Source organism: Chryseobacterium sp. KLBC 52 (assembly GCF_003347605.1).
In the GTDB taxonomy this organism is placed as follows: domain Bacteria; phylum Bacteroidota; class Bacteroidia; order Flavobacteriales; family Weeksellaceae; genus Chryseobacterium.
Genome location: NZ_QDFZ01000007.1, coordinates 22,439 through 44,766, shown reverse-complemented (window position 1 = coordinate 44,766; position 22,328 = coordinate 22,439). Strand labels below are relative to the sequence as shown.

At 36.2% G+C, this 22,328-nt stretch carries 21 protein-coding genes; 6 read left to right on the top strand and 15 right to left on the bottom strand.

What is annotated here, in order from left to right; translation table 11 throughout:
* Positions 1–33: 33 nt before the first annotated feature.
* The 5 genes from DDF69_RS09090 to DDF69_RS09070 form a co-directional block, all read right to left on the bottom strand.
* A complete protein-coding gene (locus tag DDF69_RS09090; RefSeq protein ID WP_114820513.1) occupies positions 34–999 on the bottom strand; it encodes a tetratricopeptide repeat protein in 966 nt (321 codons plus the stop codon).
* A gap of 10 nt (positions 1,000–1,009) precedes the next feature.
* The gene (locus DDF69_RS09085; RefSeq protein ID WP_114820512.1) at positions 1,010–1,666 is read right to left on the bottom strand and encodes a GDSL-type esterase/lipase family protein; all 657 of its coding nucleotides are present in this window, start codon (positions 1,664–1,666) and stop codon (positions 1,010–1,012) included.
* Positions 1,667–1,730: 64 nt separating this feature from the next.
* Complete coding sequence (locus tag DDF69_RS09080; RefSeq protein WP_114820511.1) at positions 1,731–2,192, bottom strand: lipocalin family protein; 462 nt, start codon at positions 2,190–2,192, stop codon at positions 1,731–1,733.
* A 230-nt stretch (positions 2,193–2,422) separates the two neighbouring features.
* The gene (locus DDF69_RS09075) at positions 2,423–3,586 is read right to left on the bottom strand and encodes an iron-containing alcohol dehydrogenase (RefSeq protein ID WP_114820510.1); all 1,164 of its coding nucleotides are present in this window, start codon (positions 3,584–3,586) and stop codon (positions 2,423–2,425) included.
* Between the two features lie 147 nt (positions 3,587–3,733).
* The gene (locus tag DDF69_RS09070) at positions 3,734–4,141 is read right to left on the bottom strand and encodes a winged helix-turn-helix transcriptional regulator (protein WP_114820509.1); all 408 of its coding nucleotides are present in this window, start codon (positions 4,139–4,141) and stop codon (positions 3,734–3,736) included.
* A 99-nt stretch (positions 4,142–4,240) separates the two neighbouring features.
* On the opposite strand from DDF69_RS09070, the gene lpdA reads away from it, so the two are divergent.
* The gene (gene lpdA / locus DDF69_RS09065) at positions 4,241–5,641 is read left to right on the top strand and encodes a dihydrolipoyl dehydrogenase (RefSeq protein WP_114820508.1); all 1,401 of its coding nucleotides are present in this window, start codon (positions 4,241–4,243) and stop codon (positions 5,639–5,641) included.
* A 238-nt stretch (positions 5,642–5,879) separates the two neighbouring features.
* Here lpdA and DDF69_RS09060 read toward each other — a convergent pair whose 3' ends face one another.
* Genes DDF69_RS09060 through DDF69_RS09045 form a run of 4 tightly spaced genes read right to left on the bottom strand, consistent with a single transcriptional unit; the run spans position 5,880 to position 8,186 of the window.
* Positions 5,880–6,485 carry a hypothetical protein gene (locus DDF69_RS09060; RefSeq protein WP_114820507.1) on the bottom strand — a complete coding sequence of 202 codons (606 nt, stop codon included), beginning with the start codon at positions 6,483–6,485 and terminating at the stop codon, positions 5,880–5,882.
* Positions 6,486–6,522: 37 nt separating this feature from the next.
* A complete protein-coding gene (locus tag DDF69_RS09055) occupies positions 6,523–6,927 on the bottom strand; it encodes a hypothetical protein (RefSeq protein WP_114820506.1) in 405 nt (134 codons plus the stop codon).
* A 54-nt stretch (positions 6,928–6,981) separates the two neighbouring features.
* The gene (def, locus tag DDF69_RS09050) at positions 6,982–7,563 is read right to left on the bottom strand and encodes a peptide deformylase (protein WP_114820505.1); all 582 of its coding nucleotides are present in this window, start codon (positions 7,561–7,563) and stop codon (positions 6,982–6,984) included.
* A gap of 56 nt (positions 7,564–7,619) precedes the next feature.
* Positions 7,620–8,186: a Crp/Fnr family transcriptional regulator gene (locus tag DDF69_RS09045; protein WP_114820504.1), complete on the bottom strand. Its 567-nt coding sequence runs from the start codon at positions 8,184–8,186 to the stop codon at positions 7,620–7,622.
* 222 nt (positions 8,187–8,408) lie between these two features.
* Here DDF69_RS09045 and DDF69_RS09040 point away from each other — a divergent pair, with 222 nt between their 5' ends.
* The gene (locus tag DDF69_RS09040) at positions 8,409–10,943 is read left to right on the top strand and encodes a phosphoenolpyruvate carboxylase (protein WP_114820503.1); all 2,535 of its coding nucleotides are present in this window, start codon (positions 8,409–8,411) and stop codon (positions 10,941–10,943) included.
* 212 nt (positions 10,944–11,155) lie between these two features.
* Here DDF69_RS09040 and DDF69_RS09035 read toward each other — a convergent pair whose 3' ends face one another.
* Positions 11,156–12,757, bottom strand: coding sequence for a S8/S53 family peptidase (locus tag DDF69_RS09035; RefSeq protein WP_114820502.1), 1,602 nt, complete (start codon positions 12,755–12,757; stop codon positions 11,156–11,158).
* 88 nt (positions 12,758–12,845) lie between these two features.
* On the opposite strand from DDF69_RS09035, the gene DDF69_RS09030 reads away from it, so the two are divergent.
* The 4 genes from DDF69_RS09030 (at position 12,846) to DDF69_RS09015 (ending at position 16,017) form a co-directional block, all read left to right on the top strand.
* Positions 12,846–13,970, top strand: a complete 1,125-nt coding sequence (locus DDF69_RS09030) for a DegT/DnrJ/EryC1/StrS family aminotransferase (RefSeq protein WP_114820501.1) — start codon at positions 12,846–12,848, stop codon at positions 13,968–13,970.
* Positions 13,971–13,973: 3 nt separating this feature from the next.
* The gene (locus tag DDF69_RS09025; RefSeq protein ID WP_114820500.1) at positions 13,974–14,384 is read left to right on the top strand and encodes a hypothetical protein; all 411 of its coding nucleotides are present in this window, start codon (positions 13,974–13,976) and stop codon (positions 14,382–14,384) included.
* Between the two features lie 21 nt (positions 14,385–14,405).
* The gene (gene galE / locus DDF69_RS09020; protein WP_114820499.1) at positions 14,406–15,428 is read left to right on the top strand and encodes a UDP-glucose 4-epimerase GalE; all 1,023 of its coding nucleotides are present in this window, start codon (positions 14,406–14,408) and stop codon (positions 15,426–15,428) included.
* Between the two features lie 136 nt (positions 15,429–15,564).
* The gene (locus DDF69_RS09015; protein ID WP_114820498.1) at positions 15,565–16,017 is read left to right on the top strand and encodes an adenylyltransferase/cytidyltransferase family protein; all 453 of its coding nucleotides are present in this window, start codon (positions 15,565–15,567) and stop codon (positions 16,015–16,017) included.
* A 45-nt stretch (positions 16,018–16,062) separates the two neighbouring features.
* Here DDF69_RS09015 and DDF69_RS09010 read toward each other — a convergent pair whose 3' ends face one another.
* The 5 genes from DDF69_RS09010 to pnuC form a co-directional block, all read right to left on the bottom strand.
* The gene (locus DDF69_RS09010) at positions 16,063–18,648 is read right to left on the bottom strand and encodes a TonB-dependent receptor (protein ID WP_114820497.1); all 2,586 of its coding nucleotides are present in this window, start codon (positions 18,646–18,648) and stop codon (positions 16,063–16,065) included.
* Between the two features lie 131 nt (positions 18,649–18,779).
* Positions 18,780–19,805 (bottom strand): endolytic transglycosylase MltG, encoded by a 1,026-nt coding sequence (mltG, locus tag DDF69_RS09005; protein WP_114820496.1) that lies wholly within the window; start codon positions 19,803–19,805, stop codon positions 18,780–18,782.
* A 33-nt stretch (positions 19,806–19,838) separates the two neighbouring features.
* Entirely contained in the window at positions 19,839–20,606 is a 768-nt protein-coding gene (dapF, locus tag DDF69_RS09000) for a diaminopimelate epimerase (RefSeq protein ID WP_114820495.1), read from the bottom strand.
* 89 nt (positions 20,607–20,695) lie between these two features.
* Positions 20,696–21,340: a hypothetical protein gene (locus DDF69_RS08995; RefSeq protein ID WP_114820494.1), complete on the bottom strand. Its 645-nt coding sequence runs from the start codon at positions 21,338–21,340 to the stop codon at positions 20,696–20,698.
* A gap of 4 nt (positions 21,341–21,344) precedes the next feature.
* The gene (gene pnuC / locus DDF69_RS08990; RefSeq protein ID WP_114820493.1) at positions 21,345–22,007 is read right to left on the bottom strand and encodes a nicotinamide riboside transporter PnuC; all 663 of its coding nucleotides are present in this window, start codon (positions 22,005–22,007) and stop codon (positions 21,345–21,347) included.
* Positions 22,008–22,328 lie beyond the last annotated feature (321 nt).

Below are 22,328 nucleotides of genomic sequence, written 5' to 3'. Positions count from 1 at the left end.
AACGATTCCTGGTATGGGAATCGTTTTTATTTTTTAATCAAATTGAATGTTATTGTTCTTTAAAATTTCCTTGAATTTATCCATTTTGCCTTCCTCTTTCATACCCTTGTAGATACTCCCTATTACAGCTTCTGCATCAGAACGGTAAGGGGATTTCTGCTGAGTATAAATTCTATAAGCTTTGCAGATATAATCAAGTCCTTTTTCATTATTTTTTAAATGAGCGAAGTAGATTTGTCCTATCCCATAATAAACCTCGGGATCATTGGCATATACTTTGTCAAAATCATTATAGGCATCTATAGCTTTCTGATATTCTTTTTTATAAATATAAGCTATTGCTATATTCTGTAAAGGCATTTTACCCTTTGGATCAACAGCTAATGACTGTTTGTAGGCATAAAGAGCTTTATCATATTCTCCGATCCTTCTATAAGTAATTCCCAGATTATCCCATGCATAAATAAATTTTGGATCAATCTTTACAGCCTGTTCGTAATTCTGAATGGCTTCTTTCCAATCTTCTCGTTTCCCTGCTTTAGTGGCTTTTGTATAAAAGTCAATGGCTATATTATTTTTTGAGAACTTGTCATAATCTGTTTCAATAGTTGTAGTAGCTCTCTTTACACTTTCGCAGTTTTGCATCAGGTAGCGCTCAAGTTCATTATAGCTGTCTTTATACTGTTTTGAATTTTTATTGGTGTCAAATGTCAGGTTAATCTGTTTTTTTCCGTTTACTTTAGGTGCATTTTCAGTTTGTTTTTCAGCTCCTTTCAAAAGATTTGAGATCTGAAGTGCTCCTGTGTATTTATCAATGCATGCATGAACATCTTTGATGATATCTTCCTTCTTTCTGTTACCTAAAGCAATAGAATCAGCGCATTTACAGGCGTTTTCTGAAAGTTCCTGTAGAATTGTTTTTTCATTCGGCTTCTCCTGAGAAAATGAAAGAGAATACAGTAGAACAAAGAATAAAATGGTTATTGGTTTTTTTATCATGGGTTGTAGTTTATTTCAGGTAAGGAGTGATAATCTTTGTCCAGATTCTATATCCCTCCGGTTTAAAATGAAGCATATCTTCCACAAAAAAATCTTTTCTTACATTTCCATTAGCATCTTCCATTGCCTTGGTAACATCAATAAATTCTGCGTTTGGTTCTTTTTTCATAAAAGCAGCAATCTTTTTATTGGCAATTTTCATCTGTGGCCAGATCACTTCTCTGCTCGGCGAATATTTGATGGAGATATAGTCTACCTCAATATCAGGGAATCGCTCACGTATTTTTTTGTAGAAAGCTTTGAATCGGTCAACGACTACTTTTGCTTTTAGCTTATGATTATCTGCAAAATCATTTTCGCCACAGTAAATAATGATCTGTTTGGGTTGGTAAGGTGCTAAGAGATCATTTGCAAAATCATTAAGGTCTGTAAGTCTTGATCCCCCGAAACCTCTGTTGATGATTGTTTTGCCGGGAAAATAATCCGCTACATCCGTCCATTTGGTGAATGAGGAACTTCCGATAAATAAAATAGCGTCCTTTTGAGGCGGATTTTGCTGATCCAGCTTTTTAAACTCCTGGATGTCCTGCCAGAACATCGGTTTTTTTTCCTGAGAAAAGGCAATAGCAAAGTACAGCAATAGAAATGCTGATAGAATCTTCTTCATTATATTCAGTTTTAAATTAGATATAAAAGTAATAAAAAACTCCCGATTAGCGGGAGTTTATGATTTATCTTTTGTAGGTAACGTAAGGGATATCCGGAATTTTATCTCCATCCATATCAAAGATCCCTGATTGCTGGGCAAGTTTAAGATCTTTGGCCGTTAACATATCAATTCTGTAATTTACAGATCCTTCGTCGCCAAGTTTAATTCCAATCACTTTTGAATCAGCATCGTAGGTGTATCTTCCTTCGGTTTTCGGAGATGGAGTACAGTTGGCACCCTCTCCCGTATACGCTGTATAGCTTACATAATAATCCGTTCTTAAGAAAAGAGTATTTTTAGCTGCACATCCTGTTAAAGTTTCAGTATAAAGCACTGTTTTATTATCTTTTCCGGAAATTACTTCCCTTTTAACTTCCTTCCAATCTCCTTTCATGATATCCATATCATAAGCTTCAAGATTGTCATCTTTACAAGAAGTAAGTGCCAGGGCAGAAAAGGCAAATAAAAGTAGCTGTTTTTTCATTTTCACAAATTTAAGAATATGCTAAAATATAAATAAATTTGAAATATCTGTAATGAAATAACGATTTTTTAAACGAATGTTTGTAAATTAAATAATTTTATGAATGCTGCGATACGAGATACAAGTTTTGGATTGTATATTTTCAACTTGAAAATTAATAAATCCATTCACCCGAATCTCGAAATAGCGTAGCTCAAACCTCGTACCGCGGAACCCGCACCCCGAATCCCTTAATAGCTCATCTCTACAATCTTATAAGCATCCTGTGGAGTCAGTTTTTTATATTCTCCAAGACCCAGCCAGTTTCTGTCTGTAAAGGCTTTTTCAACTTTTTCAGCAGTTCCTTTAAAGTCTTCTGTATACTCGGAAAGTTTGGTTTTGATGTGAAGACTATGGAAGAATTCCTCCAGTTTTTTGATGCCCAGTTCAGCTTTTTCCTCTACGCTTCCGTCTTTGATTCCCCAAACTCTCTCAGCATACTGAGCCAGTTTCCCTTTTTTATCTTCGAAATTGTAGCGGTAATGGGATGGAGCAATAATTGCCAGTGTTCTTGCATGGTCAATACCGAAGTAAGCCGTTAGCTCATGTCCCATAGCGTGTACAGCCCAGTCTGTAATCACTCCTTTCTGGATAAGTCCGTTCAGAGCCATTGTACAGCACCACATAAAGTTTCCGGCAGCATCGTAGTTGAAATCATCAGCTAATACTTTAGGAGCCGTTTCCTGCAGGCTGATCAGAATACTTTCTGCAATTCTTTCCTGAAGATCAGCAGAAGAAGGAACTGTCATATATTGTTCCAAAACGTGAGTGTAGGCATCTGTGATTCCGTTCACGATCTGATTTTTTGGAATAGTTCTGATCACTTCCGGATCCAGAACAGAAAATTGTGGGAAAAGTCCAGGTCCTCCTGAAGATAATTTTTCATGGGTTTCCCTTCTTGAGATCACATAACCGGAATTCATTTCTGAACCTGTTGCAGGTAGTGTTAAAATACTTCCAAAAGGCATCCCTTCTCCTTCAAATGTTCTTACTGATTTTCTCAGGATATCCCATGGTTCACCATCATAATGGGCTGCTGCAGAAAGGAATTTTGTTCCGTCAATCACAGATCCGCCACCTACAGCAAGAAGGTAAGTAATATTTTTCTCTTTGATAAAGTGTAAAGCATTGATCAGGACTTCATATTCAGGATTGGCAGGAACTCCGCCAAACTCATATAATTCATGATCTTTTAAAGCCTCTTTTACCTGATCGTAAACACCATTGTTTTTGATGCTTCCGCCACCGTAAATCATTAATATTCTTGCGTCCTGAGGGATTTCTTTGGAAATTTTAGCGATTTCGCCTTTCCCGAAAAGTATTTTTGTTGGGTTTTTAAACTCGAAATTAAGCATTGTTCTAAATTTATTTTAAGTCAAATTTACGGAATGAAAAAGGAAAACTGAGTTAATGAAATTTTAAAATTGCTATTATTCATTTTTATGAAAGCTATTGCTTTGAACTTCTTTGATTAATGTTTTTATTCCTTTCTAATGTAAATACTATGCTTCAGGAGAAAGATAGGCTTTTGCCCTTTTTATAAAGGCTTCCTTATCTTTTTTGATCTCTTCCAATAGTTTTTTCCGGTCATCAGGAATGGTAAGATACTGATCACCCCAAAGATTGATTTCAACGATCACCGGAATAAGATCAATCCCTTTTTGAGTCAGAAAATAAAGAATTTTCAGCTTGCTGTCCGGATGGTCTTTTTTGTCAATGATTCCATGGTCCAAAAGGTTTTGAAGCCTTGTCGCCAGAATATTGGTGGCGATTTTTTCATCAGCTTTGAGGAAGTCACCATAAGTACATTCCTTTTTCAGCATGAGGTCTCTTATAATGAGCAGAGACCATTTGTCACCCCACATTTCCAGGGAACAGCTGATCGGGCAGTCGGATCTTTTTTTACTCATTCTGTTAATTTTAAAATAATACTTGCAAAATGAAAGCGTTTGTTTTAATTTTGCTTTTATTTTGCAAGTAAATTTAATCATAAAAAATTAATTAATCAAATGGATCATTATGACATTGCCGTAATTGGCTCAGGACCCGGCGGATATGTGGCTGCCATTAGAAGCGCTCAGCTGGGTTATAAAACAGTGATTATAGAAAAATATGATACATTGGGAGGAACATGTACCAATGTAGGTTGTATTCCAACTAAAGCATTATTGGACAGCACCCATCATTATGTAGAAGCACAGCATCAATTCAAGGAACATGGGATTAAGCTGGATACTATTGAACTTGATTTTTCCCAAATGTATAAAAGAAAAGCAGACGTAGTTTCAAAAAATACAGGAGGGCTGGACTTTTTAATGAACAAAAATAAAATTACGAGATTAAATGGAACAGCAAGTTTCATCAACAATTCTACCATAGAAGTTGTCAGCGAATCTGAGATTAAAGAGATTACTGCGCAACATTATATTATTGCTACGGGCTCAAAACCATCAAGTATTCCAGGAGTCGAGATTGATAAAAAAAGGATTATTACTTCCACAGAAGCATTGTCTTTACAGGAAAAAACGGAATCTATGGTAATCATCGGCGGTGGAGTGATAGGAGTGGAAATGGCTTCTATTTTCAATCGTATCGGAACGAAAGTGACTATTCTGGAATATGCTGATCATCTGATTGCCACAATGGACCATGAGTTGGGGAAAAGCCTTCAGAAAATCCTTAAAAAAGAAGGAATTGATATCCGACTTAATCACGCGCTATATAAAACTGAGAATGCGGGCTCTAAGGGCAAAGTTTTCTTTAAAGATAAAACCGGAACAGAAGGTGAACTGGAAGCAGATTATGTATTGGTAGCGGTGGGAAGAAGTCCTTATGTAAAAGGTTTGGGTCTGGAAAATACAGAAGTACAGTTGGACGAGAGAGGTTTTATTAAAGTAAATGAAAACAATCAGACTTCAGTGCCTGCTATCTATGCAATAGGAGATGTTATCGGGGGAGCAATGTTGGCTCACAAAGCGGAAGAAGAAGGTGTTTTTGTAGCGGAAACCATTAACGGACAAAAACGTCATATTCATTATAACCGTATTCCTTCCGTGGTGTATACATGGCCGGAAGTAGCTTCAGTAGGATATACGGAAGAATATCTGAAACAAAATAACATCGCATATCATGTAGGGAAATTCCCGTTTTCTGCCAGTGCAAGGGCCCGCGCATCTATGGATACGGAAGGTTTTGCCAAAGTTTTGGTAGATCCGAAATATGGAGAAGTGCTGGGAGTTCACATCATTGGAGCCAGAGCAGCAGATTTGATTGCTCAGGGTGTTATCGCTCAGGAATATGAGGTGACTGCAGAAGATATGTTTCGTATTTCCTATGCCCATCCTACCTATTCCGAAACGTTGAAGGAAGCTTACTTGATTGCATCTGGGCAGGGAGCTATTAATATATAAGAAATTAAACCATTAAGGTTAATGAAGACAATAAGAATAATTAAGATCCATCTTTGATGGAAGATAAAGCGGATCGCTGAAAAATAGCTTTAGCTATTCCCTTAACTATCCTTATCAACTTAAAAAATCTTAATGGTTTACATTAGCAGTTTGTAAATTTTATTGCAGATAAAATCCTCGCGCCTTAAAGCTGTATCTTGATAAATTAATTTGCGCCTTGGCGTTTTTTTAAATTCAGTTACAAAGAAGTACAGTTTTCATCCTTCGTATAAACTCCATTGCTTTTTGCTTCCAGCTTTCCTGTTTTTCTATTGATTTTAACCCAAAAAGATTCTTTCACAGCCGGACAACCCTTTGACTGCATAAGGTACATTGAAATATGGCGGTCTTCAATTTTATAAGCTCCGGTAAATCGTTTACTTGTATCCACAGAATATCCATACGTTTTTGCCAGTAAAATAGCCTCTGGAAGATTATCAACCGTTCCGATAAACTCTCTCAACTGTTGCTCATTGGAAAAATAAACAGATCTTTCATTTTTACATGCCAAAATGTATGAAAAGCAATTATTTCCAATGCACTTCTGGAAAAAACCTTTTTCAGGAACTGGTTCATTGATGGTCATAAAATCAGGAGCCTGGCTTTCATAAAGTACTGATTTTTCATAATCCACATCATTACTGAGAACGCGCCAGTAAGCATAGTCTCTATCAGGAATAATGAACGGATAGAGATATTCTACCGTATCAAGAATATCAGGAATTTTTTTATAATCATCAGGAACCTTGATCTGGCTGTAAAGCAGATTGGAGAGAATCAGGGAAAATGCGATGATTACTTTCATAGAGAATGTGTTTCCGGTGCAAATTTAACAAAGAGAATTATTCCAATACAATTTTATAATATCCTTTTTCAGCAGTTACATCAATATCTATACCTGTAAACGTTATTTTATTGATTTGATAGCCATCACAACCTCCATTAAATTCTGAGGATTGGATTGAAAAATCTAAGTCTTTAATATTAGAAAAGAATTTATACTTTTTTGTTCCATTATAAGCACCTACGTTTTCTACAATAATCATATTGTCAGATGTTTTGGATAGTTGTATGCTATTGTTATCTTCGTCCTGAACTGAATAAGTGGTCAATGTTCCATTGGCAATAAGATTTTCATCATTAGAATCCACAAACTTAAAAAGGATCGGCAGAGGTGGGTTGTAACAATCTTTTTCACAAGAGATGAAAAGAAGGGCTATGAGTAAAAAAGTAAATATTTTTTTCATGGATGATGGATGGTGTGAAGAGTAAAGTTAATTATTAATGTCTAATAATCAAATTTATAAAAACTTCATCGGATATCCCACGGTAACATTTCCATTGATGATTTTTTTTAGCTTAGATTCCATCATTTTTTTGGTCAGAGGTTTCAGGTGATCGGTATATAAAATTCCCAACGTATGATCATATTCATGCTGGATAATTCTGGCGGTTAATCCAGTGAAAATTTTCGTATGTTTTGTGAAATCCCGATCCTGATATTCAATGGTAATTTCCCAGGGCCTTTTTACTTTTTGAGAAAGTCCCGGAATGCTCAGGCAGCCTTCATGATCTTCCCAGGTTTCTTCCGAAGTATAGACTATTTTTGCATTGATAAAGGTTTCTTTAATCCCCTTATCATCCTTTCCGAAATATAGAATCTGATCTTCCATATCCAGATTTTTATAAACAATCTCACTGTCAACAATGAAAAGTTGTAAAGATTTTCCGATCTGAGGAGAGGCAAGGCCGCATCCATTGGCATTTTCCATGGTCTCCCACATATCTGTTACCAATTTCTGGATTTCAGAGGTATTTTCTATGATTTCTGAGCATTTTTGCTTTAAAATCTGATTTCCGTAAGCGAGAATAGATAAATTCATTGTCGTATTTTCCCACAAAGTTCAGGAGAAGAGAACAGATATACAATGAACCTATGTTAAGTAATCTGTCTGCGGATTCTGCTTAAAGCCTGTGGTGTAATTCCGATATAGGATGCAATGTATTTTAGAGGAACGCGCTTGATCATTTCCGGCTGTTCTGTAAATAATTTAAGATAACGTTCTTTCGCCGTAAGTTTTAGTAGAGAAAGCTCCCTTTTGCTTTTTGCCAGAAATAGTTTTTCAGAAGCGAAACGTCCCAGTTGATTTCCAACATGGGTGTGGTTGTAGACTTTCTGCAGATCATCATAGGAAATTTGCCATACCACAGTTTCTGTTAAGGCCTGCATCTCATATTCAGAAGGCGTTTGGGTAAGAAAAGAATCATAGGCACAACTGAATTCTTTTTCAAAACTAAAGCTGAAAGTATAGCCATATTCATCATCAGGAATATAAAATCTTACCAGTCCGGATTCTATAAAGGATAAGTAATTCTCCGTATCGCCTTGCTGGGTAATGATGTCATTTTTAGCAAAAACCTTTCTGTGAAAATGACCCGCTATAAATGCCCATTCTGATTCCTGCAGTTTGACAATCTGTTCGTAATATTCTCTGATGTAGCCCATAGGGTTTAATTTATCAGATAAAGGTACGAAATCTGATAAGATGTAAGTGAGTGACCTTTAACATCCATATTGTTATTGAAATTGACTTCAATCATAGGATTCACCTGATTATTAAAGTAAATCAAATTTTAAACAAAAATTAATATTATTTTTTTGTATTTCGACCTTAATTTTTGTCATTTGTCAATTAAATTAATTTCAAAATCGCTTACATTTGTTACTATGATACATGACCAACGCGCAGAAAAATTCAGGCAGATTGTGGAAAATAAGTTCCAGATCTACAATTCATTATTTATGAGCCTGCCTTATGATAAAATGACGAATATCGGAATGCTGCTTCCGTTTCTCTATGAAGAAAGCAGAACCGGTTATGAAGCAGGGAAAACCCCTGAAGATATCGTCGAAGAATTCTTTAAAAACCATACCGATCTTCAGAACGAAGAGCAGAAACTGGAACTGCTTTTCAAGATCATCCAGTATATAGAAAGACAGGTAGTTTTGTTTGATAGTATTGAAGATGCTGCATTTCCTAATCTCCATTCAGAAAGTGATAACGGAACGGTAACGAATCTTTTTGAACGTTCTTTTCAGGATCATAAAATTGAAAAGGTACGTGAGAAATTAAAAGATTTCAGTGTTAAGGTTGTATTTACTGCGCACCCGACTCAGTTTTATCCGAGTTCAGTACAAAGAATTATTCAGGATTTGAGAGGGGCCATCACCAGTGATTCGGTGACGCAGATCGATATGCTTCTGCAGCAGCTGGGGAAAACTCCTTTTGTCAACAAAGAAAAACCGACTCCGATAGATGAAGCGCTGAGCATTATTTCTTACCTGAGATATGTGTATTATGATACCATTGGTGAACTGTTTACAAAGATCAAAAAGACTTTCGGGAACGGTCATTTCCACCTTCATGAAGATATTATCCAGCTTGGTTTCTGGCCGGGAGGAGACAGAGACGGAAATCCTTTTGTAACCGCAGAGGTAACGAAAAGAGTAGCAGAAGAACTCCGTTCAGCCATTCTGAAGTCTTATTACAGCCATTTGAAATTTATCAGAAGAAGATTAAGTTTCAGAGGTGTTTCCGAAGTGCTGACCCAATTAAGTGAAGAACTGTATGCTGCAATTTTTGACGGGAAAAGCATTAAAGCTGAAGATATTTTAAAGAAAGCCAATGAAGCAGAAAAAATATTAATCAATGAGCATAACGCTTTGTTTTTAGATCTTTTGGTCAATTTCAGAGACCGTGTGATGATTTTCGGGACTCACTTTGCAACATTGGATATCCGTCAGGACAGCAGAATTCATCAGAAAGTGATTGATGAAGTATATGCAAAAGTTTACGGAAATGAAGAGGCTGATGACGAACAGAAGTTCAATAAACTGATTCAGATTTCAGAAACTGTCAAAGCAAATGATTTCGAAGATATTGTAAAAGATACTCTGTTAACGGTTTCTCAGGTTACAGAAATCCAGAATCTGAATGGACTGAGAGGAATGAACCGTTATATTATTTCCAATTCTGATGCCGTAAAAGATGTTATGAATGTATATGCATTCTTTAAAATATGCGGTTATCAAGATGAAGCTATCAATATGGATATTGTTCCACTCTTTGAAACAATGGAAGGGCTTGCCAATGCAGAGCATGTAATGAATGAGCTGTATCATAATCCAGTTTACAAAAAGCATCTTGAGAAAAGAGGAAACCAGCAGACGATCATGCTCGGATTCTCTGATGGAACCAAAGACGGAGGATATTTAAAAGCCAACTGGGAAATTTATAAAGCCAAAGAAGTTTTGACAAAACTTTCTGAGCAGAATAATATTAAAGTGGTATTCTTTGACGGTAGAGGCGGACCACCAGCCAGAGGAGGAGGGAAGACCCACGATTTCTATGCTTCTCAAGGAAAAACGATTGCGAATAATAAAATAGAACTGACAATTCAGGGACAGACGATTACCAGTATTTTTGGAAATAAAGAACAGGCAAAATACAACTTTGAGCAGCTTCTGACAGCCGGAGTGGAAAATGACGTATTCAAAAATGCCAAAAAAGAACTTACTGAGAAGGAAAGAGCTTTGATTATTGAGTTGGCGGATATCAGCTATCAAAAATATTCAGATCTGAAAGCGCACCCAATGTTTGTTCCTTACCTTCAGGAAATGAGTACACTTGAATACTACGGGAAAACCAATATCGGAAGCCGCCCTTCCAAAAGAGGAAGCGGAAGTGAACTGAAATTTGAAGATCTGAGAGCCATTCCATTTGTAGGTTCATGGTCACAGGTAAAACAGAATGTCCCAGGATTCTTTGGTTTTGGATATGCGATGCAAAAGATGAAAGAACAGGGTAGATTTGAAGAAGTAAGAGAATTGTATAAAGGTTCTGACTTCTTTAAAACTTTAGTTTTGAACTCCATGATGAGTATGAATAAGTCTTATTTCCCTTTGACCTACTATATCAAAAACAATCCGAAGTTCGGTGCATTCTGGAATGTTCTTTTCGATGAATATGAGCTTTCAAGAGACATTATGCTGGAGCTGACAGGATTTAAAATGCTTCAGGAAGAAGATCCGTTATCCAGAAAATCTGTGAAGATCCGTGAGAAGATTGTCCTTCCATTGCTAAGTATCCAGCAGTATGCGTTGATGAAAATTCAGAAAGGAGAAGGAAACAAAGAGGCTTATGAAAAGCTGGTAACCCGTTCCTTATTCGGGAATATCAATGCGAGTAGAAATTCTGCATAAATTATTACGAAAGTTTTGTACCTGTCGTACAATAGTATATCAATAGGAATGGGCCAAAGCCCATTCTTTTTTTTTGCCCCATCCTTGGGCTTTAGCCAAAATAGGTTGCAACCAGTTTTACAAGAATATCTCCCGCAGATTATGCAGATCACACAGATATTTATGTTGTACTAAATCTGCTCAATCTGAATAATCTGCGAGAAACAAAAAGATTACTCTTTTAAGAATTTTTCATAGAAAACTTTATCCTTCGTCTGAATTTTCAGATAATAGGTTCCCTTTGGAAAATCCTCTACTTTTATAGATTTCTGGTGGTTGCTTTTTCTGATGAGTCTCCCCAGGTTATCATAAATTTCAAGGGACTGAACTTCTTGTTCTGATGCAATATTCAGAATGCTTTTTGCAGGATTCGGGAAGATAGAAAACGTTTCTTTTTTTACAGTGTCAGAGGTATTTAGAACCAGATTATATAAACTTCCGAAATTAAGAATTCCATATCCCGTCTGATCTGAATGAAGAGGATAAAGTGAAGCGGTTTGTCTTAGCTTTGTTCTCATCTGCTCTCTGTTCATCGTTGGAAATGCCTGAATAAGACATGCAACACCTCCGGCAGCAATAGGAGTAGCAATAGAAGTTCCGTTTACAATTAAGGTCGCACTATCATACACGGTTGTTGTGCCAGTTCCCTGGGTACTTCCATCTGGTTTTACCACTCCGAGAGCATTAGGCCCGAAAGAAGAAAATCCGGAGGCATTTCCGGCTGAATCTACAGATCCGATAGAAAATACTTTAGCATTATCAGAGGGTGTCAAAAGATAATGCCAGGGCTGTTGTCCGGAGTTACCTGCTGCGGCAAGAACAAAAATTCCTTTTTCAGCGGCAATACCTGCTCCACGGGCAATAAAAGAAGTATTCCCGTCCATATTGGCATAGGTGTAATTGTAACGGCTTTCGTCAAAAATATTGTATCCCAGAGATGAGGTGATAATATCAACCCCTTTTCGATCTGCTTCCTCAGCTGCTTCAATCCAGTATAGCTCTTCTTCGGGGATTTCTACAGCAGCATTTTCACTTCGGTAAAGATAAAAATCAGCATCAGGTGCTGCTCCTACAAAAACATCCTGCAGATATCCACCGATAGCACCTAACACAACAGAACCATGAGTACTGAGCGCTGCATTGTAAATATCTCCGGTTTTGGTTACAAAATCATAAGAGGCCTTGATATGATTATTGGTCCACAATCTTGAAAAGGCAGTTCCTGTATTCACCGTTGGGAATCCGGCATCAATCACCGCTATGGAAACTCCTGTTCCTGTATAGCCTGCCAGATGAAGCGGGCGGATATTCACCTGGTCTATTTGTCCGGCTCCGGAACCGTAATTAAAATTGGTAAGTGTTTTATTGATGCTGGCATCGTCCTTCCATTTTCCTGGTGTTGTTTTCACAGTAGTAGAGCTGTTTCTGGCAAAACTTTCAACAGATGAAACATAAGTTTGAGCCTGAAGTAATGTTTTTTGTGCAGGAGTGGCATTGACTGCCGCACCATTAAGCCATTTTGAATAATCCGTAACAACAAATCCCAAATTTTGAAGATTCTGAAGGTAAGACTGCTCAATAGGAGCATCCTGATCATTGAGCGGAATTCCCAGCGCGGTACGCCTGTTGAGTGATTTCTGGCTGAGTTCTGACAGCGGATTGGCGTAAAAAGCAGCTTTATTAGGCTTATCCGTGAAGTAAACAAAAACGAGCTCCGTTTGTGCGGAAACAGTAAGGTAACCAGTTAGGAAACAAAAGAGTAAAAGTTTTTTCATAAAATTTATTTGTATAAAGATAAAAACAAAATCAATAAAATTTTTGATAGGATTTTAAATTCCTTATTTTTACAGAAATATTTAGTATATGAAAAAAATTCAGATGGTTGACTTGCAAAGTCAGTATTACAAAATAAAGAATGATGTAGACAATGCAGTTTTGAATGTAATGGATTCTGCGGCATTTATTAACGGTCCTGAAGTAAAGTCTTTCCAGAATGAATTGGAGTCTTATTTAGACGTAAAACATGTGATTCCGTGTGCCAATGGTACAGATGCATTACAGATCGCCCTGATGGCTTTGGATCTGAAAGAAGGAGATGAAATTATCACAGCTGATTTTACTTTTGCTGCTACGGTAGAAGTTATTCACTTGCTTAAATTAAAGTCTGTACTGGTAGATGTAGATTATGATACATTCACAATTTCTACGGAACAGATTAAAAAAGCAATTACGCCCAAAACAAAAGCGATTATTCCGGTGCATATTTTCGGACAGTGTGCCAACATGGAAGAAATTTTAAAAATTGCTGAAGAACACAATTTATTTGTTATTGAAGACAATGCTCAGGCAATTGGTTCAGAATATACATTCTCTGACGGAAGTGTAAAACAGGCAGGAACAATGTCTACTGTGGGTACCACTTCTTTCTTCCCTTCAAAAAACCTGGGATGCTATGGAGACGGAGGTGCTATTTTTACCAATAATGATGAATTAGCCCACCGTTTAAGAGGAATTGTAAACCATGGAATGTACGAAAGATATTACCATGATGAGGTAGGAGTAAACTCACGTTTGGACAGCATTCAGGCAGCGGTTTTAAGAAAGAAACTTCCTCACCTGGATTCTTATAACGAAGCTAGAAGAAAAGCAGCTGATTTTTATGATGAAGCATTTGGAGGAAACCCAAATATCCTGACTCCAAAAAGAGCGGAGAACTCTACTCACGTATTCCACCAGTATACGTTAAGAATACTGAATGGAAAACGTAATGAGCTTCAGAAGTTTTTAGCGGAAAAAGAAATTCCTGCAATGATCTATTATCCGGTAGCATTAAGAAAGCAGAAAGCCTACTTCCAGGAAAGTAATGCTGCAGACTTTGTGAATACTGATAAGCTTTTGGATCAGGTAATTTCGTTGCCAATGCATACAGAATTGGACGAAGAGCAGCTGAAGTATATTACGGATGCGGTGCTTGAGTTTATGGGATAATTAATGAAAAGAAAGATATTTAAATATAAGCTGGTATACTACTTAGCCGTTTTAATCAGCTTAGTTTTTTTTATAATATCAGCATTTTCAGTTCTTGAAATATTTAATGACTTTAATCTTTTTAAAACATTACTTATTACTATTTCGTTAGTTATTAACTCATCTGCTTTTGTCAATCTTGTAGAAAAATATGATAAAGCTATTTTGTTTTTAAATCTTAGTTTATTTTTATCCATCTTTGTTTTAGGTTACCCTCTACTACTTGGATTTTTAAATGGAAATAATATTTTAGAACATTTTACTTTTAAATTATTAACTATCCTCATATTGAGTTTACTGATTGTTAATGTATTTAAAGTGAAAAATTATAATGGAGTTAACGAAATTGAAAGTATAGGAGAACACAAAGACTAAGAAAGCACAAAAGATAAAAAAATGGCAATACTTGTTACAGGTGGACTTGGATATATTGGTTCTCACACTGTTGTAGAACTTCTTAATAACGGCTTTGAAGTGGTTATTGTAGATGATTTATCCAACACGGAAAGGTTTATTTTAAAAAATATAGAGGAAATTACAGGTAAGAAGCCTGTTTTTTATCCTTTTGATTTAAGAAGAAAAGAACTTCTTACTCAGGTGTTTGATGCTCATCAGATTGATGGCTGTATCAATTTTGCTGCGTCTAAAGCGGTAGGAGAGAGTCAGATCATTCCTGTAGATTATTACGAGAATAATCTGTTTTCTTTGATTAATATTCTTCAGGAATTTAAAACAAGAAAGATCTCCAACTTTATTTTCAGCTCATCATGTACGGTATACGGACAGGCAGATGTAATGCCGATAGATGAAAATACCCCGTTGAAAACCCCTGAAAGTGTCTATGGGAAAACAAAACAAATGGGAGAACAGATCCTGATTGATTTTGCAAAAGCCTATCAAAGTAAAATATCACTATTAAGGTATTTTAATCCAATCGGAGCTCATCCTTCCGGAAAACTGGGAGAATTGCCGATAGGGATTCCTAATAATTTAGTACCTTATGTAATGCAGACGGCTTCCGGAGTACGTGAGAAACTGAATATCTGGGGAGATGATTATCCTACTGAGGATGGAACGGCCGTTCGTGATTATATCTATGTTGTTGACCTGGCAAAAGCACACGTTGCCGCATTAAAGAAACTGATAGACGACTCTTCATCGGATACTGTTATAGACATCTACAACCTGGGAACAGGAAAAGGCTCATCTGTACTGGAAGTAGTGAAAGCATTTGAAAAAGCCAATAGTGTAGAGGTGCCTTATCAGATCTGCGACAGAAGAGAAGGAGATATCACGATTGCCTATGCCAACCCTGAAAAAGCAGGCAAGGAACTTCACTGGAAGTCTGAAACCTCGCTTGAAGAGGCTTTAAGAACAGTTTGGGAATGGCAAAAATATCTGAACACCAGAAATTCGTAATTTAGCATTGAGAAATGCTTATATTGAAAGAAGAATTTAAACGATCATAAAACAAATTACAAAAACATCTTCCTGAATATTCATTGTTTTACCTTTTAAGAACATTTATTTACGGAAGCTTTAATTTAAAATTAGTATGAAGACACAGAGAATAGGTATTACATTTTCGTCATTTGACTTATTACATGCGGGCCACATCAAAATGCTTGAAGAAGCTAAAACGGTATGTGACTATTTAATCGTCGGACTTCAAATTGATCCGTCCCACGATCGACCAAACAAAAATAAGCCAAGCCAGACTATTGTTGAAAGATATATTCAGCTAAAGGCAGTGAATGCTGTGGATGAGATTGTTCCTTATTACACAGAAGAAGACCTGTTGGATATCCTTAAATCATTTGTGATTGATGTAAGAATCATTGGAGATGATTATATGGACAGAGACTTTACAGGGAAAAAATACTGTGAGGAAAAAGGAATTGAGCTATTTTTCAACAAAAGAGACCATCGGTTTTCCACCAGTGATCTGAGAAGGAGAATTTATGAAGCTGAAAAAGAAAAATACACAAAAGCAGAACCTGTAAAATAACAGAAATAAAAAATCCCGAAAGTTTCTTTCGGGATTTTTGCTGTATTACATTGGGCCGCCTTGTTCTTCGTCCCCTTTTGTATTAGAATTAATATCTTTTTTAATTTTAGGTTTGGCATCAATTTTCTCACCTTGCTTGAACTTATAAGTGAAGGATAGAGCAAATTGTCTTGGCTGCCATTGCATTTCCATTTCTCGGGTAAACTGAGCATTATCAGAGAAGTTTTTCATTTTTCGGGTATTAAAGATGTCTCTGATGTTGAATCCTATAATTCCGTTTCCTTTCCAGATGGTCTGGCTTACTCCTAAATCTATACCATACATTGCCTTTCTGTCATTCATAGCTGTTTTCTCAGCAGCTCTGTAGAAACTTTGGATTTGAAGGCTTAAGTTTTTAGTCGGTTTAAATGTATTGTTAAAACGTATTCTGTATGAAAATCCGGAACCTGAGAAATCATTTACAGTTCGTGGATTGTCAGGGAACAGGTTAAAACTTCCTGTATTTTTATATCCGTAAAGGTCAGCAGAAAGCATTATTTTCCACCAGCTGTAAGGATCGTAAGTTCCATTCAGATCCAAACCATAGTTGGTCTCCGTACCCACGTTGAAAGGCATGGTGTTGACAGCTCCGGTCTCATCGATGTATTGATATCTGTTTTGCTCATCTTCAGACTTTTTAAAATACAGAGTTGGATTAAATGTGATCTTTTTATTTGAAAGATTGTATCCAACTTCAAAAGAGTTTTCATAGGTTGGATTAAGATTCGGGTTTCCTTTGAAGTAGTTTCTGTCATCATCAAAAGACATAAAAGGAATCAGGGAAAAAGCTCTCGGACGGTTAATTCTTCTTGAATAGTTTAACAAGATCTGATTGTTCTTGGCCAGATCATAGCTTAAAAATACAGAAGGGAAGAACTTAGTATAGTTTTTATTAACCTCCGGAGTATTTGCCGGGTTTCCGTTTACATCATAATTTTGAAAATTAACGTCAATCTTTGAAGTCTCACTTCTTAATCCTAACTGATACGCAAATTTTTCTCCAATCTTACTTTTAAACTGTGCATACACCCCAAGAATATTTTCAGAATATACGGTGTTACTTGTAAAATCAAATCTTGTAAAGGAAGGCTGTCCGTTATTACTTTGGTCTACAAAATAATCATACGTGTTCCTGTTATAATCATAACGTGCTCCTGCTTCTAATTTAGACTTTTCACCTATTGGAAGTTCATAATCGATTTTTCCAATGAAAGTGTCTGTTTTAGAATCTGTAATTACATTATTAGTAACATTACCATTAGGCTGTAAAAGATTATTGACAAATGTTTTCTGTTCAATCTTATTGGTTCCGTCTGTTTTGTTCGTCTGGTAACTTGCGGATGCGGATAGTAGCTGGCCATTATCTCCAATTTTCTGATCAAGCCCAAGATCAAACTGTGTTGCCAGGTTTTTATTATTTCCAAAGCTGTTTCTTTCTCTTAAAACATTGCTTACACCAGAAGTAGGAGTAGTATACTGCCTTTCATCATAAGAATTAAGACCTGTCTGATCCGTATCAAAACTTCTGATCATTCCCGAGAAATTGATGGAAGTCTTATCACTGAAGTCATGAGTAAAACCAGCCGTCACGTTATAAGTATCACTTTCTCTGGTTGTCTTACCATTTTGTTGGGAATACTGAGTAAAAGGGAATGCTGTTGAGGCTAAGCTGCCAATATCATCCTTTCTGGTAGTTGTATTCTTCATGGTACTTTCATTCTTCTGGTAACCGCCGCCGCCATTTAAGAACCAGGTCCAGTTACCTTTTCTCCAGTTTAAATTTGCATTAAGATTGGTTCTTGGAAGATAACCTAAAGTTCCGGTTACACTACCGTTGAATCCCATCTTTTTATCCTTTTTAAGAATGATGTTCAGAATACCGGCAGTTCCACTTGCCTCAAATTTAGAAGAAGGGTTGGTAATTACTTCTATTCTTTCAATCTGATCAGCCGGAATACTCTGCAAAGCATTGGCTCCGTCATCTATTCCAAGAAGAGAAGATGGCTTTCCGTTGATAAGAAATTTTACATTTGAATTTCCTCTCATTGATACTGTTCCGTCTGTGTCTACGGAAACCGAAGGAACATTGGTTAAAACATCCTGAAGATTTCCTCCTTTGCTCACAATATCCTGTGACGGATCATATGTTTTCTTATCAAGCTCTACTTTATATGCTTTGGCTGCTGATGCGGTAATAACAACACCCTGTATTTCTTTCGTTTTGCCATCTACAGTAGAGGTAGCCTCTGCTTCAATAGACAGAGCACCGATATTACCTGCTTTTGCAATATTTTTGCTGACTACACTTTTTTTATAATCAATCGCTTCTACGGTAATGTCATAGTCTCCTGGCATAAGCTGAAGGGTATATTGCCCTTTTTCATCAGTTAGTACAGCATCACTTAAAGTCTTGTTGGCTTTATTGCTGAAAGTTACAGAAGCGTAAGGAACCGGTTGATTTTTTTTGTTGACAATGATTCCTGAAACTCCAGCCTTTTCTTGTGCAAAAGCCAGTGCTGCCGCCGAAAGTACTAATGTAAGTCCTAAAGTTTTTCTGGTGAAAATAGTGACAATTTCTGTCTTATTCTTCATAGGTTATTTTTTTGTATAAGATCGTGAAAGAATAACCCTTAATATTTTGAGTATCCATACCTAGTTGAACATCAAAACATTATGGTTGTATATTTTTTTCTAACTGTTTAAATTTTCTGGTGCTTCTAAGCTTATTTTATATTTTTTGAATTGAGCCAGTCCTGATAAGCCTTTGCATTCACCGCATGTTCTTCAGCACTTGCAGTAAACTTATGGTACCCGAATCTTGCCGGATCAGCACACATAAATATAAAATTGTTGTTTTCAGCATTTAAAACAGCATCTATTGAATTCTTATCCACCACACAGATCGGTCCCGGAGGAATACCTGCATTGGCATAAGTATTATAAGGTGATGGTGTAGACAAATGCTTATATAATACCCTTTTTATAGGTTCTTTAAAATTAGTCTGCTTATTAATTGCATAAATTACCGTAGGATCAGACTGAAGTTTCATTCCTTTTCTGTATCGGTTTAAATATAATCCTGCAATCGTTTTCATTTCATCTTTTTTCCCTCCTGATTCTTTATAAACAATAGAAGCCAGGGCATAAATCTGATCTCTTGTAAGACCGGACTGCTGTTCTTTATTTTTCCTTTCACTGGTCCAGAAATCGTTATACTGATTTTCGAACTTGGAAAAAAATTCTCTCGGACTTACCGTCCAGAAAAAATTATAAGTATCAATGAAAAAATATTTTTTTAAATCTTCAACATTTTTATAGCCTTTCTCCTGCGCAACAGCATCCAGATCATTCACAAAATGCATTGAATCAATTTCTGTTTTTTTTGTCACCTTACCAATCATCTGATACATATCTCCAAAATCACCGATTCTGTAAGAATTTGCAGTCTGGTTACCCGCTTTGATCATATTGACAAGGTTTTTGTTGCCTGTTCCGCTCTGAATATGATATCGCCCTGGTTTAAAATTTGTGTCAAGGCCTTTTTCCTTAGCCACAGCTTCAAAAGATTCTCTGTCTTTAATATAAGGAGCAATAGAATCGAGGATCTGTTTAAAACCTGCTCTATGAGGAATCAGAACATAACCATCCTTTTCTACATTATTTCCTAAATATTTATTATAAAATCTCAAACCAAAAAATCCTGCCACTACAAAAACCAGCAGAATGACAATGAGAATTGCTTTTTTCATTCTTTATAAATGTTGATTAAAAGTTTTTTGTTTTTAAAGAAGATCTGTCTTACCTCTAAAAACCTGCTTTGCAGGACCCTCCAGCCAAATATTCTGGAATGCATCACCGCTTTTTTCAGCATATACTTTAAGGTTTCCACCTAAAGTTTTAACTTTTACAGAGGTTAGATTATGTTTTTGAAGAAAAGTTAAAGCAGAAGCTGTAACTCCTGTTCCGCAACTGTAAGTTTCGTCCTCAACGCCTCGTTCATAGGTTCTTACAAAAATTTCATTATCAGAAATTTTTTCCACAAAGTTCACATTGATTCCTTTTTCTTTATATTTTTCAGAATTTCGGATGCCATATCCTTCGTTATACACGTGAAAGTCTTTCAGGTTGTCTACATATTTTACATAGTGGGGAGATCCGGTGTTCAGAACAAAATCATTTCCGTCATGGGAAACAGTATCCACATTGATCATTTTTAATTTAATGATTCCGTTATGGATTTCAGCTTCATGTTCACCATCTGTTGCAATGAATTTACATTTGTCTTCAAAAATGTCCAGGAAAAAAGCAAAAGCAACAAGACATCTTCCTCCGTTTCCGCACATTGTACTTTCTCCGCCATCTGAATTATAATATACCATCTTGAAATCATAGTCTGGATCATTTTCCAGGAGAATAAGGCCGTCAGCACCTATTCCGAAACGTCTGTCACATAATTTTTCAATACTGTCTTTATCTTTGGTAAATTGCAGATCACGGTTGTCTACCATTACAAAATCATTTCCTGTTCCCTGATATTTATAAAATTCCATATTTTTTTGTTAAATGAAGAAGCAAAATTACTATATTTAAAATGAAAAACGAACAGTGTTAGCTGTTCGTTTTCTTATTTATAATCGTTTTATCTAAAGCCGCCTCCGCCGCTCTGCTGTCTGCTTGAACTGGTGCTCTGGCTGCCTGAGCTATTTCTGAATCCACCGCCGGAAGATTCTGATCTGCCACTGTTACCATTGGAATTTCTGAACCCGCCGTTATTCTGGTTTCTCTGGCTGTTGTGATTACCATTGTTTTGGTTTCTGAACCCACTGTTATTTTGGTTGCCCTGATTGTTTTGATTACCATTATTCTGGTTTCTGAATCCGCTGTTGCTGTTGGAGTTTCTGTTGTTATTAAATCCTCCGTTATTATTGTACGAACCGTTACTGTTCGTTGTACGCGTATTCTGGAATCCGTTCTGAGGTCTCGAAGATGAAGAAGATCTTCTTTCTACGTATACTTTTCTTCTGGAGTTATTGTAGCTATCGTAGTAATAAGGAATACCATTATCATAGTAATAATTAATGTTGTTTCTATAATAGTAGCCGTCATTACCCCAATATCCGCCATTTCCGTAATATCCTGACGGAGCATAATAATATCCGTTGTTATAATACGGATCTCCATATCCATAGCTTCCGCTGCTTCCGTATCCGTCGGTATATGCTAAACAAGAGGTTAAACTGGTAATAGCAAAAATACTGAATGCTATTTTAAATAAATTTTTCATGACTTTATTGTACTTTTTTTTCTTTAAAACTTTTTTTCCAATTGACGTATCCTGAGACCGCCATTATAGTAAATACCAAATATTGAACCGAAGTGATTCCAAGTCCCTTAAAAATCATCATAGGGATGCAAATCAAATCTCCGAGAATCCAGAAAATCCAGCTCTCAATGCGCTGTTTGGCCATCAGCCACATTCCTACTAAAAATATGGAAGTGGTAAAAATATCCATCCAATTGGCCCAATCAAGATGATATAATCCTAAATAACTACCTTCTAAATGATCAATATAAGGTTTACAGTAATAAATAAAAGTAACAAATGCCAAACTCAGCACAAAAAGAATACTTGCATATATCCAGTCTTTTCGGCTAGCCCATGTAACTTCTACGTGAACATGATCTTCGGAATTTTTGGCCCATAAAATCCAGCCATAAATACTCATGGCAGAATAATAGACATTGATCATACAGTCTCCCAACAGACCGGCATTGAAAAGAAGGTATACATAGATCAGGGTTGAAATAATGCCGGTAGGATATACCCATATATTTTTCTTAATGGAAAAAAATACGCTCAGGATTCCGAAAACTGCACCTGATGCTTCCAATGTAATCTGTAAAGAATCATAGCCTTCATAAGGCTTTATGAAAAGATCATATAAATTCATAGCATCAAAAATAGAGAAATCTTACTTTTCTTGAAGAAGTTCTTTGTAGTTTATCAAAAATAGTGATGTTCCTGTATGGTTTTCCGGTTTTTTGAAAAGTAATGCCTTGTTAGGAATTTCGTTTATTTCTATTCTGAAGAATTTGTCTGACCATTATCAGATTGTTGTAGTTTTTAAACTACAATCATTATTATTTATGCTTACAAACATTTTTTTTATAAAACTACGGATTACGGCATATTTGTAATACAACTGGCTTCCTGATTTTGCGGTTCAAAATCAGAACGCAAAAACTTCATGTCTGAAGAAATACTATGAATA